17 protein-coding genes are annotated in these 13,288 nt (G+C 61.1%); 10 read left to right on the plus strand and 7 right to left on the minus strand.

The annotated features are described in order from the left end of the window. Positions 1-2 precede the first annotated feature (2 nt). Positions 3-1,793 (minus strand): DUF1302 domain-containing protein, encoded by a 1,791-nt coding sequence (locus G7025_RS10385; protein ID WP_181078754.1) that lies wholly within the window; start codon positions 1,791-1,793, stop codon positions 3-5. A gap of 79 nt (positions 1,794-1,872) precedes the next feature. On the opposite strand from G7025_RS10385, the gene G7025_RS10390 reads away from it, so the two are divergent. After that, entirely contained in the window at positions 1,873-2,145 is a 273-nt protein-coding gene (locus G7025_RS10390) for a hypothetical protein (RefSeq protein ID WP_181078756.1), read from the plus strand. A gap of 128 nt (positions 2,146-2,273) precedes the next feature. Here the strand turns inward: G7025_RS10390 and G7025_RS10395 are convergent, their stop codons facing one another. From G7025_RS10395 to G7025_RS10410, 4 genes are all read right to left on the minus strand, one after another. After that, the gene (locus G7025_RS10395) at positions 2,274-3,185 is read right to left on the minus strand and encodes an SDR family oxidoreductase (RefSeq protein WP_181078758.1); all 912 of its coding nucleotides are present in this window, start codon (positions 3,183-3,185) and stop codon (positions 2,274-2,276) included. Positions 3,186-3,327: 142 nt separating this feature from the next. Continuing rightward, positions 3,328-4,230 carry an alpha/beta fold hydrolase gene (locus tag G7025_RS10400; protein WP_181078759.1) on the minus strand — a complete coding sequence of 301 codons (903 nt, stop codon included), beginning with the start codon at positions 4,228-4,230 and terminating at the stop codon, positions 3,328-3,330. Continuing rightward, positions 4,230-5,012: a class II aldolase/adducin family protein gene (locus G7025_RS10405; protein WP_181078761.1), complete on the minus strand. Its 783-nt coding sequence runs from the start codon at positions 5,010-5,012 to the stop codon at positions 4,230-4,232. The genes G7025_RS10400 and G7025_RS10405 overlap by 1 nt, the downstream gene beginning before the upstream one ends. A 180-nt stretch (positions 5,013-5,192) precedes the next feature. Next, complete coding sequence (locus tag G7025_RS10410; RefSeq protein ID WP_181078763.1) at positions 5,193-5,648, minus strand: flavodoxin; 456 nt, start codon at positions 5,646-5,648, stop codon at positions 5,193-5,195. A 129-nt stretch (positions 5,649-5,777) separates the two neighbouring features. On the opposite strand from G7025_RS10410, the gene G7025_RS10415 reads away from it, so the two are divergent. Together G7025_RS10415 and G7025_RS10420 are read left to right on the plus strand one after the other, a co-directional pair. Beyond that, complete coding sequence (locus G7025_RS10415; RefSeq protein ID WP_181078765.1) at positions 5,778-6,245, plus strand: PAS domain-containing protein; 468 nt, start codon at positions 5,778-5,780, stop codon at positions 6,243-6,245. A gap of 58 nt (positions 6,246-6,303) precedes the next feature. Continuing rightward, on the plus strand, positions 6,304-6,909 hold the full coding sequence (locus G7025_RS10420; RefSeq protein WP_181078767.1) for a hypothetical protein: 606 nt from the start codon (positions 6,304-6,306) through the stop codon (positions 6,907-6,909). A gap of 2 nt (positions 6,910-6,911) precedes the next feature. On the opposite strand, the gene G7025_RS10425 is transcribed toward G7025_RS10420, so the two are convergent. Continuing rightward, a complete protein-coding gene (locus G7025_RS10425) occupies positions 6,912-7,871 on the minus strand; it encodes a MerR family transcriptional regulator (RefSeq protein WP_181078769.1) in 960 nt (319 codons plus the stop codon). Between the two features lie 214 nt (positions 7,872-8,085). Between G7025_RS10425 and G7025_RS10430 the strand changes: the two genes are divergently transcribed. The 6 genes from G7025_RS10430 to G7025_RS10455 all read left to right on the plus strand — a co-directional run bounded on the left by G7025_RS10430 (position 8,086) and on the right by G7025_RS10455 (position 11,084). Beyond that, positions 8,086-8,646 (plus strand): antibiotic biosynthesis monooxygenase, encoded by a 561-nt coding sequence (locus G7025_RS10430; RefSeq protein WP_181078771.1) that lies wholly within the window; start codon positions 8,086-8,088, stop codon positions 8,644-8,646. Between the two features lie 57 nt (positions 8,647-8,703). Continuing rightward, a complete protein-coding gene (gene folM / locus G7025_RS10435) occupies positions 8,704-9,414 on the plus strand; it encodes a dihydromonapterin reductase (protein ID WP_181078773.1) in 711 nt (236 codons plus the stop codon). Positions 9,415-9,433: 19 nt separating this feature from the next. Continuing rightward, positions 9,434-9,994 (plus strand): GTP cyclohydrolase I FolE, encoded by a 561-nt coding sequence (gene folE, locus G7025_RS10440; RefSeq protein ID WP_181078775.1) that lies wholly within the window; start codon positions 9,434-9,436, stop codon positions 9,992-9,994. A 2-nt stretch (positions 9,995-9,996) separates the two neighbouring features. Beyond that, positions 9,997-10,368, plus strand: a complete 372-nt coding sequence (gene folX, locus G7025_RS10445; RefSeq protein WP_003176029.1) for a dihydroneopterin triphosphate 2'-epimerase — start codon at positions 9,997-9,999, stop codon at positions 10,366-10,368. Positions 10,369-10,453: 85 nt separating this feature from the next. Next, positions 10,454-10,750, plus strand: a complete 297-nt coding sequence (locus tag G7025_RS10450) for a DUF1244 domain-containing protein (RefSeq protein ID WP_181078777.1) — start codon at positions 10,454-10,456, stop codon at positions 10,748-10,750. Further along, complete coding sequence (locus G7025_RS10455; RefSeq protein ID WP_181078779.1) at positions 10,743-11,084, plus strand: HopJ type III effector protein; 342 nt, start codon at positions 10,743-10,745, stop codon at positions 11,082-11,084. The genes G7025_RS10450 and G7025_RS10455 overlap by 8 nt, the downstream gene beginning before the upstream one ends. 158 nt (positions 11,085-11,242) lie before the next feature. Here the strand turns inward: G7025_RS10455 and trxB are convergent, their stop codons facing one another. Further along, the gene (trxB, locus tag G7025_RS10460) at positions 11,243-12,205 is read right to left on the minus strand and encodes a thioredoxin-disulfide reductase (RefSeq protein WP_181078780.1); all 963 of its coding nucleotides are present in this window, start codon (positions 12,203-12,205) and stop codon (positions 11,243-11,245) included. 293 nt (positions 12,206-12,498) lie between these two features. Between trxB and cysZ the strand changes: the two genes are divergently transcribed. Continuing rightward, positions 12,499-13,266, plus strand: a complete 768-nt coding sequence (cysZ, locus tag G7025_RS10465) for a sulfate transporter CysZ (RefSeq protein WP_181078782.1) — start codon at positions 12,499-12,501, stop codon at positions 13,264-13,266. Positions 13,267-13,288: the final 22 nt, after the last annotated feature.

The raw sequence follows: 13,288 nt of genomic DNA on the forward strand, positions 1-13,288 counted from the left end.
AATCAGAAGTTCACGCCGAAGCTGAGGGCGAGGAAGTCACGGTCGGTCAGGGTGTTGTAGTCGCCGCCGAAGAAGTCGGTGTAACTGAGGCTGGCGGTGTAGGTGCTGCGGTAGTCGGCATCGACGCCCACGCTGATGGCCTTGGCGCCTTTGTTGAACAGCCCGTTGGGGCCGTAGCCGGCAACGTCATGGGACCAGGACAGGTTGGGCTTGAGGTTCACCCCGGCGATCGCGTTGTTGTAGTCCAGGATTGCCCGCGCGCGGTACCCCCAGGACGTGGATGTAACGAAACCGTCGGTATCGCCCTGGAATCCGTAAGCGCCGTACACCGAGTCGCGGCCGTAACGCAGCTTGGATTTATCTTCCAGGCCGGCCACGTGGACAACAGCGGCTTCGCCCACTACGGTCAGCCGTTCGGCGCCCAGCACCTGGTCGAAGAACTGGGTCATGGAGCTCTGGATCTGGGTGATTTCCTTGCGACGGTAGCCGGTATTGTCATCCCCGAAGTTGCTGCGTATCGGCGAGGCCGCTTGCCCGGCGACCGGGTTGATCAAGGCCAGGGTCAGGTCGGTGGTGTTCAGTTGCACCGGCGCATTCGGTCGGTAGCTGATTTCCCCGGTCCAGGCCGTGCCGGTGGGCAAGGTCGTGGAGAAACTGGCACCGAACAGGCGGATGTCTTCCGGGTAGTCGAGGTAGTACTGGCCACGACCGAGCATCACGCTCTGCACCAGGCCTGCGCCTGAGCCGGGAGCCAGGCGATTGGCGGCGCCGGCGATGGCACCGAGGGTGGCCAGGCTGGTGTTGTTGGTGATAGTGCCCACGGTCGGCGTACGACTGTGGTAGTTCATGAAGTACAGGCCGTACTCGGTGTCGTCGCCCAGCCAGCGCAACGCGGCGCCGAACTGGCCGGAATCCCGCGCATCGCGGTCGCCGGCACGCCGCACGATCACGCCTTCGTTGACCACGCCAAAGCCTTGCCCGAACGCCGCCGCAACAGGTTGCAACGGGCGAATGGCGGGGTTGCCGACGGTGTAATTATTGGTGCAACCGTCCGCCGCCACGTCGCCGCCGAAGAAAGTGCCGCAGTTATCCAGCACGGTCTGGTCCCATTCCAGCTGATAGAAGCCTTCCACCGTGAGTTGATTGGTCAGGCTCTGGGAAGCGAACAGCATATTCACCGGGATCAGGCCTTCCTTGATCTCGGCGCCCGGCCGACGGAATGCCGAGACGTCGATCGGGTTGATGCTGTTGATGGAGTTGCCGATGAAAGTGCTTTCGCCCCAGCTGACCACCTGCTTGCCGGCGCGCACGGTACCCGGCAGGTCGCCCAGGGAATAGTTGTGGTAGACGAACGCGTCGAGGATCTCTGCGCCGCTGGATTTGGCGCCTTCCTTACGGTTGTGGTCGCTGATTGGCTTGAATTCGCGGTCTTCGTCCTTGAGCTCGAAGTCATACCAGTACTTGCCGCGCACGAACACGCCGGTATCGCCGTACTTCAGTTCGAGGTCGTGCAGCCCTTTGAAGATTTTGGAGAAGGTCTCGCCCTTCTTGAAATTGAGGCGTCCGTCATCCCCCGTGGAAGCCTGGCCCGTACCGCCGTTGACGGTGCCGACCAGTTTCTTGTCGGCGTCGCGCATACCCCAGCTCGACCCCACCGACAACGACGAATCGAATTGCCCTTCGATCTCGCCAATGTTGAACGAAACAGCCTGCGCGTGGGCACAGCAACCCAACGCAACCGCAGCGGCCAGCGCCTGTGGCGTGAAGATGGCGCGCATTGTTGTTTTTGTCATGCGTCTTCCCCGGTGAGTGACAGAAGGCCCCACCCTACTGCCGCGCGTCAGGAGCGATAAGCGCACCAAGGAGGGATTCGTGCTGTCGCTCGAAAGGATGACAGGCCGCTCTGGCTGGGGTGCGGGCGGGGGCATGCGCAGGGTGGATGGAGGGTTATCAAAAGCATGGATGGCGCCATGGACTGTTGCCGGATCGGTAACAGTCCTTGTCCTGAAGCGCTATTACTCATCTTGTTACAACCAGCTATTCTTGTCGGGCTTTCAGGGCAAACCGCCCGCTTCCAAGTTTGGAAGACAAGCTGAGCTTCAATGGATTGATGTGTTTTTTCAATCCGTTACCGGTGTTCACTGACGTTGATTTGTTGCTCCTTGATCAAACGTCTTACTTCGGCCGCTGCCTTTGCAGCGGCCTTTTTTATGCCTGAAATAAAACGGGGCGCCATCAGCGCCCCGTAGGATTGACCCGCGTTCAGACAACGATCACAGGCTGTATTTCTGCAAGTTAGCCATCATCTCCTTCAACGCCTCGATAGTGTCCTTGGGGTGGGCGGCGCCTTCGAAGTCGCAGATCTGCGCCCAATGCGCCGCCACGTCGTCCGGCGAAAACCCGACCTCGGGGTCGAAGCCCACGCCCAGGCTGCGCTCCCAGCGGGTCTTGCCGATCCAGCCGCCGCCGACTTCGAACAGCCCCGAGGTTTCCTGGCAGGCTTCACTGCCCAGGTACACCACCAGCGGACTGACCAGCTCCGGCTTGAGGCGCTCGAACACTTGCGGCGGAATCAGGCCTTCGGTCATGCGTGTGGCGCCAGTGGGGGCGATGGCGTTGACCAGGATGTTGTTCTTGCGGCCTTCCAGCGCCAGGGTGCGGGTCAGGCCGTAGAGGCCAAGCTTGGCCATGCCGTAGTTGGACTGACCGAAATTGCCGTAGATGCCCGAGGTGGACGCGGTGAAGATCACCCGGCCATAACTTTGCTCACGCAGATGAGGCCAGGCGGCGCGGGTGACTTTGTAGGCACCTTCGACATGCACCCGGTAAACCATGTCCCAGTCGCTGTCGTCCATTTTATGAAAGGTCTTGTCCCGCAGGATGCCGGCGTTGTTGACCACCACGTCGATACGGCCGAACGCATCGAGAGCGTTGTGCACGATCTTGTCACCGTCGGTGACAGAATCATGGTTGGCCTCGGCGATTCCGCCGGCCGCCCGGATCTCGGCCACTACGCGGTCAGCGGCCGACGCGCTGGCGCCCTCGCCCTGGGTGGAGCCGCCGAGATCGTTGACCAGCACCTTGGCGCCATGCCGGGCGAATAACAGCGCATGGGCACGGCCCAAGCCGCCGCCGGCACCGGTGACGATCACGACCTTATCCTGGAACTGCACTGACTCACTCATACCGAACTCCTAGGGCGACAATGGGAATGGCTGGAGTGTCAGGCACAGGGCCTTTGGTCACAATAACTACGGTCGCGGCTGAATGGTGCGCGATAAGGCACGGGGATAATCGCCGCGCGCCTGCGGCAACAAGCGATGCCGCTCAGGAATAAGCCACCTGCGACGCCGGCCGCCCGATTCGATCGCGAAACGCCAGGTAGTGCTTGAGCACCTGCACCGGCGCTTCGATCTGCGGGTAATGGCCGATATTGGCCAGCAGCACCGTGTCGGCATTCGGCACCAACTGCTGGTAGCGCGCCACCATATGGGCCCCGGAAATCGGGTCGATCTCGCCATCGATCACCCGCAGCGGCACGTCACCGCCCTGCATGGCCTGCACCCAGCGCTCGCGCAGGCGTCGGCGCTGGGGGATGTAGGAAATCAACTTGTGCAGGATGCGCGGGCCGTCGTTGCAACTGATCAGGCTCCAGAAGTCATCCAGGGCGCTTTCGCTGGGGCGGGTAGCGGGCCCGAAAATCTGGCTGAAGCTTTTGGACAAGGCATTGCGCCCGAAGGCCCGCCCGATCATCCAGCCCAGGGGGCTGAGCAACAGTTTTTGCACCAGCGCCGGGCGATGGGTTTCCGGGAACAGGCCGCCGTTGAGAAACACACAGCTGGCCATCTGGAACCGGCCTTCATAGTGCCGCGCCAACAATTCCTGAGCGACGCTGTCGCCATAGTCGTGGGCCAACACATGCACCGGCGGCTGCACACGCAGGTGTTCAAGCAGGGCCTGCTGCAAGTCCGCCTGTTCCAGCAGGCAGTAGCCATGGTCCAGGGGCTTGGCCGAATCGCCGAAACCGAGCATGTCGCAGGCAATCACCAGATAGCGCTGGGTCAGGGCTTGCCACAGGTAATGCCAGTCCCAGCTGGCCGTGGGAAAACCGTGGAGCAGCAACAGCGGTTCACCCTGGCCCGCTACCCAGTAACGGATGGTGTGGCCATGAAAGTCGAAATCCTGGCCACGCTTGCGCCAGGCTCGAAGCGGGATCTCGGCGATTGGCATCAGGTTTCATACCCAGGGTTTTGGTGGTCCAACTTACGCAGCAACGCCGGCCAGGCCAGCGCGCCGCCCATGCCTTGGGCACTTTTGGTAACAGCCGCGCCCATGGCCTTGGCTCCGGCGAGAATCTGCGGCTCGATGCTGATCAACTCGGCACCGCCGGTTTGCGCCAGCACCTGGATTTCACAGGCGCGCTGGAAGATAAACATCATCAGAAAAGTGTCGGCGATGCTGGCACCGCAGGTGAGCAGGCCATGGTTGTGCAGCAGGAGGAACTGGTTGTCGCCCAGGTCGGCCTGCAGGCGGGCCTTTTCCTCGTGGTTCAGCGCGACGCCCTCGTAAGCGTGGCAGGCCAGGCTGGAGAGCACAAAGATCGATTGCTGGCTGATGGGCAGCACGCCCTGCTTCTGCGCGGCCACCGCGACCCCGGCGGCAGTGTGAGTGTGCAGCACGCAGGTCACATCATGGCGCACTTCATGGATGGCGCTGTGGATGGTGTAGCCGGCCGGGTTGATCTCATGGGGGCTGTCCATCAGTTTGTTGCCGGCCTGGTCGACCTTGACCAGGCTCGACGCGGTGATCTCATGGAACATCAGGCCGTAGGGGTTGATCAGGAAATCGTCGGTGCCGGGCACTTTGGCTGAGATATGGGTGAAGATCAGATCGTCCCATCCATGCATCGCCACCAGGCGATAGCACGCGGCGAGGTCGACGCGTGCCTGCCACTCGGCAGCGCTGACCTGGGCCTGGACATTCTGTGGGGATACAACCGGGGCTAGGCTCACGGTGATGACCTCCTGGACGCACGTTCTTATTGTTCTAAGGGTTGGGCCAGTCTAGTCAGACACCCTGGCCGGCGGAGTCGCCTTGGCAGCCAGCTTGATGACTGTACGAGTCACGTACTGAGAATAGTAGAAATCCATACAAGCGCCCCCGGAACGATGGGCGCTTGGGTGTCGACCCGATCAACCGCGCAGGGCAGCGACCAACTCGGCCAGCCAGGGTTCGGCGTCGCTTTCGGGCGTCACGCTTTCGCTGGCGTCCAGGCGCAGCATCGGCAGCACTTCGCGCACGCCCAGCTCGACGAACAACTCACGCATCTGCTCGCCACCGGCGCAGAAGGTATCGCCGTAGCTGGCGTCGCCCAGGGCGATGACCGCGCCGGGCAAACCGCGCAAGGCGCCGGGCAGTTGCTCGCGCAGCGCGCAATACAGGGGCTGGAGGTTGTCGGGCAGTTCTCCCATGCCGGTGGTGGACGTTACCGCCACCAGTGCGTCAGGTGCATAAGCCTGCACGTCCGCCAGGGTGGCGCGAGGGTTGTGCCAGGCTTGTAAACCTGCGGCCTCGAGGATGACGACAGCGTGGCGAGCCACTTCTTCTGCGGTGCCGTACACCGAGCCGGAAAGGATGGCGACTTTCATCAATCTGATCCTGTAGTTGAGCGAAAGCGTGGGATATTAACAGCTGACGCAACTATTTCGCGGCGCCTGGTGCAAGATTCAACGGGTGCCATACACTCCTCTTTCCCACCACAAGCCATGGACCGCTCAATGATTAATGCCAAGCTGATGCAACTGGTGATCAACGCTTCCAACGACGGCATCGTCGTCGCCGAACGCGAAGGCAAGGACAAGCCGCTGATCTACGTCAACCCGGCGTTCGAACGGCTGACCGGCTACACGCCGGATGAAATCCTCTATCAGGACTGCCGTTTCCTGCAATCCGGCGACCGCGACCAGCCGGCGCTGATGGCCATTCGCGACGCTCTGGAAAGCGGCGGGGTGTGCCGTGAGATCCTGCGCAATTACCGCAAGGACGGCAGCCATTTCTGGAATGAATTATCGCTGTCGACGGTGTACAACGAGGCTGACCGGCAGACCTATTTTGTCGGCGTGCAAAAAGATGTGACCCTGCAGGTCAAGGCCCAGCAGCGCGTGGCCCAACTGGAGGCCGAACTGGCTGAGGTCAAGGCCGAACTTGCGACGCTTCGCGCGACAAGTGGCTCAAACAAAATTTAGAAACATCGGTCACTAAGGGGGATAATGGCCTTTTAGCACTTCTACTGAGCAAACGGCGATGCCACGCAACGCGCTTCTGACCCAGGATGAACTGGACTTCATTCAGAACATGCAGCACAACCCGCAGTTGAACCTGCGGGACGCTTCGTCGAGCCTGACGGTCAACGGCGGTGCGCAGATCCGCGACTTGCTCACCCGACTCGCCGCCCACGACCATGTCACCATCCAGGCCCAGTTCGACAACCAGCAACTGACGTTTCCCCTGCACTTGGTGGAGGACGAGTTCAACGCGGTGCATCTGCGCCTGGGGGTGCCGAGCATTTTCGAAGACGGCCCCATGATCCGCCCGTGGCGCCTGGTGCTGGAGACGCCGGTGGCCTTGGAAAATATCCGAGGCAACCCCGGCGCGCTGTGGGTGCATGAAGTGTCGTTCAAGGGTGTGCTGGTCGAGGGTCGTGGCCGCTTCAAGCCGCCGAAAACCTTCGCGCTGTGGTTCAGCCCTTCGGGCTACGAACGCATCGCCTTGCGTGGCACGTTGCAGCGGGTAACGGCGCGGGGCCTGTTTGCGTATCGCTTGAGCCAGAGCGATGCGGACGAAACCGAGCGACTGCGCCATTTCATCCTGCATCAGCACCGCCTGGCGCATCCGCACGTTCACGCTTGAGGTCAGGTATCGAGCGTGCCGCTCAGATACTGCTGCAAGCGGCGTTGCATCACGGGCCCGTCATTGCCCAGGCAACCGATGGAGGAGCCTGCCAGGTCGTGCTCGGCCAGGTCCGACGCAGCGCCGGCGATGAACAACGGGCAATCCAGGGTCTGCGCGAGACGATTCAAACGCACCGCCAGGTCTTGGTTATGTGAGTGGTTGGAGAACAGCACCAGCGCCTGGGGACGGGTCTTCTGGCACACCAGCGTCAACTCATCGAACGGCTGGCCCATGCCCAGCACCTTTACGACCAGGTCATCGCGCGCCAACAGGGCGGCCGCCACCAGCAGCTCCAACTTACGGCACTCGCCCGGCAACGCCGCCATCAAGACACGGGGAGCCGCGCCAAGGCTTGCCAACTGCAGGCGCTGCAGCACATGGGTCCTAAGGAATACATCGAAGAACAGCCATTCGCTGGCCTGGCCGAAGCGGCCCTGATGGCGCAACAGTTCGTTCCACAGCGGCATGCAGATGTCCTGGAACGCCACACTGATCGGATAGGTGGCTAGCACCTGGCCGTACAGGCTTTCCAGTTGCCGATCATCGAAGGCACTGACCGCTTGCCTCAGGCGCGCCTGCAATTGTGACCACTCAAAGGCCTGCAGCGCATCGCCCTCGGCACGCACTGCATCGGCCTGCTGCTGTTCGCGGGCGAGGATCCTGCCCACTTTGCTGACGGCCACCCCGCGCTCGATCCACTCGAGGATGCGACTGACCGTCTGGATATCGTCGCGGGTGTACAGCCGATGCCCACTTTCGGTGCGCTTGGGCTCGATCAAACCGTAGCGTCGCTCCCAGGCACGCAGGGTGACCGGGTTGATACCTGTCATTCTGGACACTTCACGGATCGGAAACAGCTCGTTGAAATCTATCGAGTCTGGTTGCGAAACACTATCAACGGGAGCATGGATCACGGGCATTGACGACCATAAAACCAACGGTAATTGAACGCGCATTTAACGCCTTTAAAGCTGTCCTTTTCAAGGTCCGCGATTTTCGGACCAATGCCGCTGGTGTATTCGGTGGATTCGGGAATAATCCTTGCCTGTTTTTTCTACGTCGCTGCCTCACCCCGCAGCCTCGTCTGCGCGCCGCCTACCCGGCCAACCGCGCCCGTTCATTTGGAGATACACAATGTCTACCTCCCCCGTTACCCTGATGGTTGCGCGCCGCGTGGCCAAGGGACGCTATGAAGAACTGATGGCCTGGCTGCGCGAAGGCGAGCAATTGGCCACCGATTTTCCCGGTTACCTGGGCTCCGGCGTACTGGCGCCGCCGCCCAATGACGATGAGTTCCAGATCATTTTCCGCTTTGCCGATGAGCAAACCCTGCACGCCTGGGAGTTTTCCGCCTCGCGCAGTGCCTGGCTGGGCCGCGGCAGCGAGCTGTTTGCCGACCCGTCGGAGCATCGCGTGCGCGGCATCGACGGCTGGTTCGGCGCAGCAGGTGCGCGCCCACCGCGCTGGAAGCAGGCAGTGGCTATCTGGCTGGCGTTTTTTCCGGTGTCGCTGTTGTTCAACTTTGGCCTGGGGCCGCTGCTCAACGAGCTGGCCCTGGTGCCGCGCGTGCTGGTCAGTACCCTGGCACTCACGCCCTTGATGGTTTACCTGTTCATTCCCTTGTCGACCCACCTGCTGGCGAACTGGCTGCACCCCAGCCCACCGCCGGGCAAGCCTACCGAAGCGGCGGCGTAGGTACAGGGGCGCCGCGTCGCTGGTATGATTCGAGCCTGCCAGCGACGCGAGCCTCCCATGTCTGCAACGAACGCCCCGATCCTGATCACCGGTGCCGGCCAGCGTGTCGGCCTGCATTGTGCCCATCGCCTGCTGGACGAGGGCCAGCCGGTGATATTCAGTTACCGCAGCGAACGCCCCGGCGTTCAAGCCCTTCGTGACCGCGGTGCGATCGGCCTGTTCGCTGATTTCTCCAGCGAGGCCGGGGTGCTGGCGTTTATCGCGCAGGTGAACACCCACACCCAAAGCCTGCGCGCGATCATTCACAACGCCTCGGCCTGGGTCGCCGAGACGCCGGGTGACGAGAGCCGCGCGTTTATCGACATGTTCAACGTGCACATGCTTGCGCCGTACTTGATCAACCTGCATTGTTCACCTTTGCTGCAACGTTCTTCACCGGCCGATATCGTGCATATCAGCGATGATGTGGTGCGCAAGGGCAGCCGCCAGCATATCGCCTATTGCGCCACCAAGGCCGGGCTCGACAGCCTCACGCTGTCGTTCGCCGCGCAGTTCGCGCCGCTGATCAAGGTCAACGGCATTGCGCCGGCGATGGTCATGTTCAACGAAGGTGACGATGCGGCCTACCGTGCCAGGGTGCTCGCCAAGTCGGCGCTGGGCATCGAACCCGGCCCCGACGTGATCTACCAGAGCGTGCGTTACCTGCTGGATAACCCTTATGTCACCGGTACCACCCTGACCGTCAACGGCGGGCGGCATATCAAGTAAGCCGTTTTGAGGATGTTGTATGACCTTTTCCCTGCCCCACCATTACCGCGAGATCCTCAAGGGCCTGGGCGAAGACCCGGAGCGCGAAGGCTTGCTCGACACCCCCAAGCGCGCCGCCAAAGCCATGCAATACCTGTGTCATGGCTACGAGCAGAACCTGGAAGAAATCGTCAACGGCGCGCTCTTCGCCTCCGACAACGACGAAATGGTGATCCTCAAGGACATCGAATTGTATTCGCTGTGCGAGCATCACCTGCTGCCCTTTATCGGTAAGGCCCATGTGGCGTATATCCCGACCGGCCGGGTGCTGGGCCTGTCAAAGCTGGCGCGCATCGTCGACATGTTCGCCCGGCGCCTGCAGATCCAGGAAAACCTCACGCGGCAAATCGCCGATGCGATCCAGGAGGTAACCCAGGCCGCCGGCGTGGCCGTGGTGATCGAGGCCAAGCATATGTGCATGATGATGCGCGGCGTGGAAAAACAGAATTCAACCATGAACACCTCGGTGATGCTCGGCGCGTTCCGCGAGTCGAACACCACGCGCACGGAGTTCCTGCAACTGATTGGACGGAGCAAGTAGCAATGCCACAACTTCAACCAGGCATGGCGCGCATCCGGGTCAAGGACCTGTGCCTGCGCACCTATATCGGCATCAATGAGGACGAAATCCTCAACAAGCAGGACGTGCTGATCAACCTGACCATCCTGTATGCGGCCCAGGAAGCGGTGCGCGACAATGACATCGACCATGCCTTGAACTACCGCACCATCACCAAGGCAATCATTGCCCACGTCGAGGGCAACCGCTTTGCCCTGCTCGAGCGCCTGACCCAGGAACTGCTGGACCTGGTGATGAGCAACGAATCGGTGTTGTACGCCGAGGTCGAAGTGGACAAGCCCCATGCGCTGCGCTTTGCCGAATCGGTGTCGATAACATTAGCTGCAAGCCGCTAGCTACAAGCTGCAGGCTAAAAGGCCAACCCTATTCCAACTTGCAGCTTGAAGCTTACCCGCTTGAAGCTGCCTCGAAGAGCCCCCTATGAACGATCAACAACGCCTCGAACTCGAAGCCGCCGCCTTCCGCCGCTTGGTAGCGCACCTGGACAGCCGCAAGGATGTGCAGAATATCGACCTGATGAACCTCGCCGGCTTCTGCCGCAACTGCCTGTCCAAGTGGTACAAGGCCGAGGCCGATGAGCGCCAGATCGAGCTGAGCCTCGATGACGCCCGTGAAGTGGTGTACGGCATGCCGTACGCCGAGTGGAAAGCTCAATACCAGAAAGAAGCCAGCGCCGAACAACAGGCGGCGTTCGCCAAAGGAAACTCACATGACTGATCTCAATACCCTGCGCGCCAGCTTGAACAGCGGCGAGCACGTTTTTGCCGATACCCTGGCGTTCGTCGCGGCCGGTTACGATTACCAGCCGCAGGCCTTCAACAATGGCGGGGTAGAAAATGCCGCCGGGCAGAACGAAGGCTCGTGCAAAACCTTGGGTTTGGCATTGCTGGAAGGCTTGAGCGACCAGCAAGCGCTGCTGGCGTTTGGGGAGCACTACCGCTCGGTGCTGGCGACGCCTGAGGGCAGTGACCATGCCAATATTCGCGCGTTGATTACCCATGGGTTGGCAGGCGTGAAATTTGCCGCACACCCCCTGACCCGCAAATCCTGAGTCAGTTGCAGGTGAAAATGAGTTAGCTTGCCCCCGATAGCGGTATGTCTGTCACCGATGCATTGACCGAACCACTGCCCTTGGGGCAAGTCTCTCCCACCTCTAAATGGCATCCATAAAAAAACCGGCCTCGCAGCCGGTTTTCTTATTTCAACGGTTTAGAACGCAGCATCCTTCAAACCGTCGAGGTAACGCTCGGCATCCAGAGCCGCCATGCAACCGGCGCCGGCCGAGGTGATGGCCTGGCGGTACACGTGGTCGGCCACATCGCCGGCAGCAAAGATGCCTTCGATGTTGGTGGCGGTGGCATTGCCTTCACGACCGCCCTTCACCACCAGGTAACCGTCCTTGGCTTCCAGCACGCCTTCGAACAGCGAGGTGTTCGGGGTGTGGCCGATAGCGATGAACACACCGTCGACTTTCAGCTCATCGAAGCTGCCGTCGTTGTTTTTCAAGCGAGCACCGGTCACGCCCATGTTGTCGCCCAGGACTTCGTCCAGGGTGGCGTTGAGCTTGAGGATGATCTTGCCTTCGGCGACACGGGCGTGCAGCTTGTCGATCAGGATCTTCTCGGCGCGGAACGTCTCACGGCGGTGGACCAGGGTCACAGTGCTGGCGATGTTGGCCAGGTACAGCGCCTCCTCCACGGCAGTGTTGCCGCCACCGACCACGGCGACCGGCTTGTTGCGGTAGAAGAAACCGTCGCAGGTGGCGCAGGCGGACACGCCTTTGCCCATGAACGCTTCTTCCGACGGCAGGCCCAGGTAGCGGGCGCTGGCGCCGGTAGCAATGATCAGCGCGTCACAGGTGTACACGCCGCTGTCGCCGGTCAGGCTGTAAGGTTTCTTGGAGAAGTCGACCTTGTTGATGTGATCAAACACGATCTCGGTTTCAAAGCGCTCGGCGTGCTCTTTCATACGTTCCATCAACGCCGGGCCGGTCAGACCGTGGACATCGCCAGGCCAGTTGTCGACTTCGGTGGTGGTGGTCAGCTGACCGCCCGCCTGCATGCCGGTGATCAGCAACGGCTTGAGGTTGGCACGGGCGGCATAGACGGCAGCGCTGTAACCGGCAGGGCCGGAACCGAGAATAATCACTCGCGAATGACGGGTATCAGACATGACTCGCTCCTATCGACCGCCCGGACAACAAGACGGCTGGAATAAAAAAGGACCGCGAAGCACTTGGGGAAGGCTTGAACTCGCGGATCCTGAAAAATAATGGGTGCAGCGTATAGAGGGGGGCAAGATTAAGGAAATACGCAATAACAATCCAGCTCATAGGCGGTCTCTATGCAGTCGACACCCTTGATCGACGCCTTTGTTACCTTTGATGTCGTCACACTGACCGTGCTTTCGCCATGCCGGCAAAGCCGGTAAGGTCGGCGCGTTCGTCATTCTGCTCGGAGTACCTCATGCCCGCCCCTGCTCTTTCCGGCCCGCAATACCTGCGAGAAGGCCTCAAACTGGTGCTGAGCCCCGGCCTGCGGCTGTTTGTGCTGCTGCCGCTGGCGATCAACCTCGTGCTGTTCGTCGGGCTGATTTATTTTGCCGGCCATCAGTTCAGCCTGTGGGTCGACCAGTTGATGCCGACCCTGCCCGGCTGGCTGAGTTTTCTCAATTACCTGCTGTGGCCGCTGTTTGTGGTGCTGGTTGTGCTGATGGTGTTTTTCACCTTCACCCTGCTCGCCAACATCATCGCAGCGCCGTTCAATGGTTTCCTGGCGGAAAAGGTCGAAGTGGTGGTGCGTGGCACCGATGACTTCCCGCCGTTCAGCTGGAGCGAGCTGGTCGCCATGATCCCCCGCACCCTGGCCCGGGAAATGCGCAAGCTGGGCTACTTCCTGCCACGCGCCATCGGCCTGTTTATTCTGTCGTTTATCCCGGTGGTCAACTTGATTGCCGCGCCGCTGTGGCTGTTGTTCGGCGTGTGGATGATGGCGATCCAGTACATCGACTACCCGGCGGACAACCACAAACTGGGCTGGAACGAAATGCTCGCCTGGCTGCGTCAGAAGCGCTGGCAGAGCTTGAGCTTCGGCGGCGTCGTCTACCTGGTGCTGCTGGTGCCGGTGGTCAATTTGCTGATGATGCCGGCGGCGGTGGCCGGCGCCACGTTATTCTGGGTGCGTGAACAAGGCGCCGAAACGATGGTGCGCCAAGCAAAAGTGACCCGGTCATAAATCCATCATACCGATGACACAT

Origin of the sequence: Pseudomonas lurida, assembly GCF_013522705.1 — a bacterium.
GTDB lineage: Bacteria > Pseudomonadota > Gammaproteobacteria > Pseudomonadales > Pseudomonadaceae > Aquipseudomonas > Aquipseudomonas quebecensis.

What these genes read in the sequence shown, in the direction of transcription:
- G7025_RS10395 (WP_181078758.1), bottom strand. Translation starts at nt 3,185, where the DNA reads ATGAGTGAGTCAGTGCAGTTCCAGGATAAGGTCGTGATCGTCACCGGT.
- folX (WP_003176029.1), top strand. Translation starts at nt 9,997, where the DNA reads ATGCCACAACTTCAACCAGGCATGGCGCGCATCCGGGTCAAGGACCTG.
- G7025_RS10415 (WP_181078765.1), top strand. Translation starts at nt 5,778, where the DNA reads ATGATTAATGCCAAGCTGATGCAACTGGTGATCAACGCTTCCAACGAC.
- trxB (WP_181078780.1), bottom strand. Translation starts at nt 12,205, where the DNA reads ATGTCTGATACCCGTCATTCGCGAGTGATTATTCTCGGTTCCGGCCCT.
- cysZ (WP_181078782.1), top strand. Translation starts at nt 12,499, where the DNA reads ATGCCCGCCCCTGCTCTTTCCGGCCCGCAATACCTGCGAGAAGGCCTC.
- G7025_RS10425 (WP_181078769.1), bottom strand. Translation starts at nt 7,871, where the DNA reads ATGCCCGTGATCCATGCTCCCGTTGATAGTGTTTCGCAACCAGACTCG.
- G7025_RS10430 (WP_181078771.1), top strand. Translation starts at nt 8,086, where the DNA reads ATGTCTACCTCCCCCGTTACCCTGATGGTTGCGCGCCGCGTGGCCAAG.
- G7025_RS10420 (WP_181078767.1), top strand. Translation starts at nt 6,304, where the DNA reads ATGCCACGCAACGCGCTTCTGACCCAGGATGAACTGGACTTCATTCAG.
- folM (WP_181078773.1), top strand. Translation starts at nt 8,704, where the DNA reads ATGTCTGCAACGAACGCCCCGATCCTGATCACCGGTGCCGGCCAGCGT.
- folE (WP_181078775.1), top strand. Translation starts at nt 9,434, where the DNA reads ATGACCTTTTCCCTGCCCCACCATTACCGCGAGATCCTCAAGGGCCTG.
- G7025_RS10385 (WP_181078754.1), bottom strand. Translation starts at nt 1,793, where the DNA reads ATGACAAAAACAACAATGCGCGCCATCTTCACGCCACAGGCGCTGGCC.
- G7025_RS10450 (WP_181078777.1), top strand. Translation starts at nt 10,454, where the DNA reads ATGAACGATCAACAACGCCTCGAACTCGAAGCCGCCGCCTTCCGCCGC.
- G7025_RS10455 (WP_181078779.1), top strand. Translation starts at nt 10,743, where the DNA reads ATGACTGATCTCAATACCCTGCGCGCCAGCTTGAACAGCGGCGAGCAC.
- G7025_RS10400 (WP_181078759.1), bottom strand. Translation starts at nt 4,230, where the DNA reads ATGCCAATCGCCGAGATCCCGCTTCGAGCCTGGCGCAAGCGTGGCCAG.
- G7025_RS10410 (WP_181078763.1), bottom strand. Translation starts at nt 5,648, where the DNA reads ATGAAAGTCGCCATCCTTTCCGGCTCGGTGTACGGCACCGCAGAAGAA.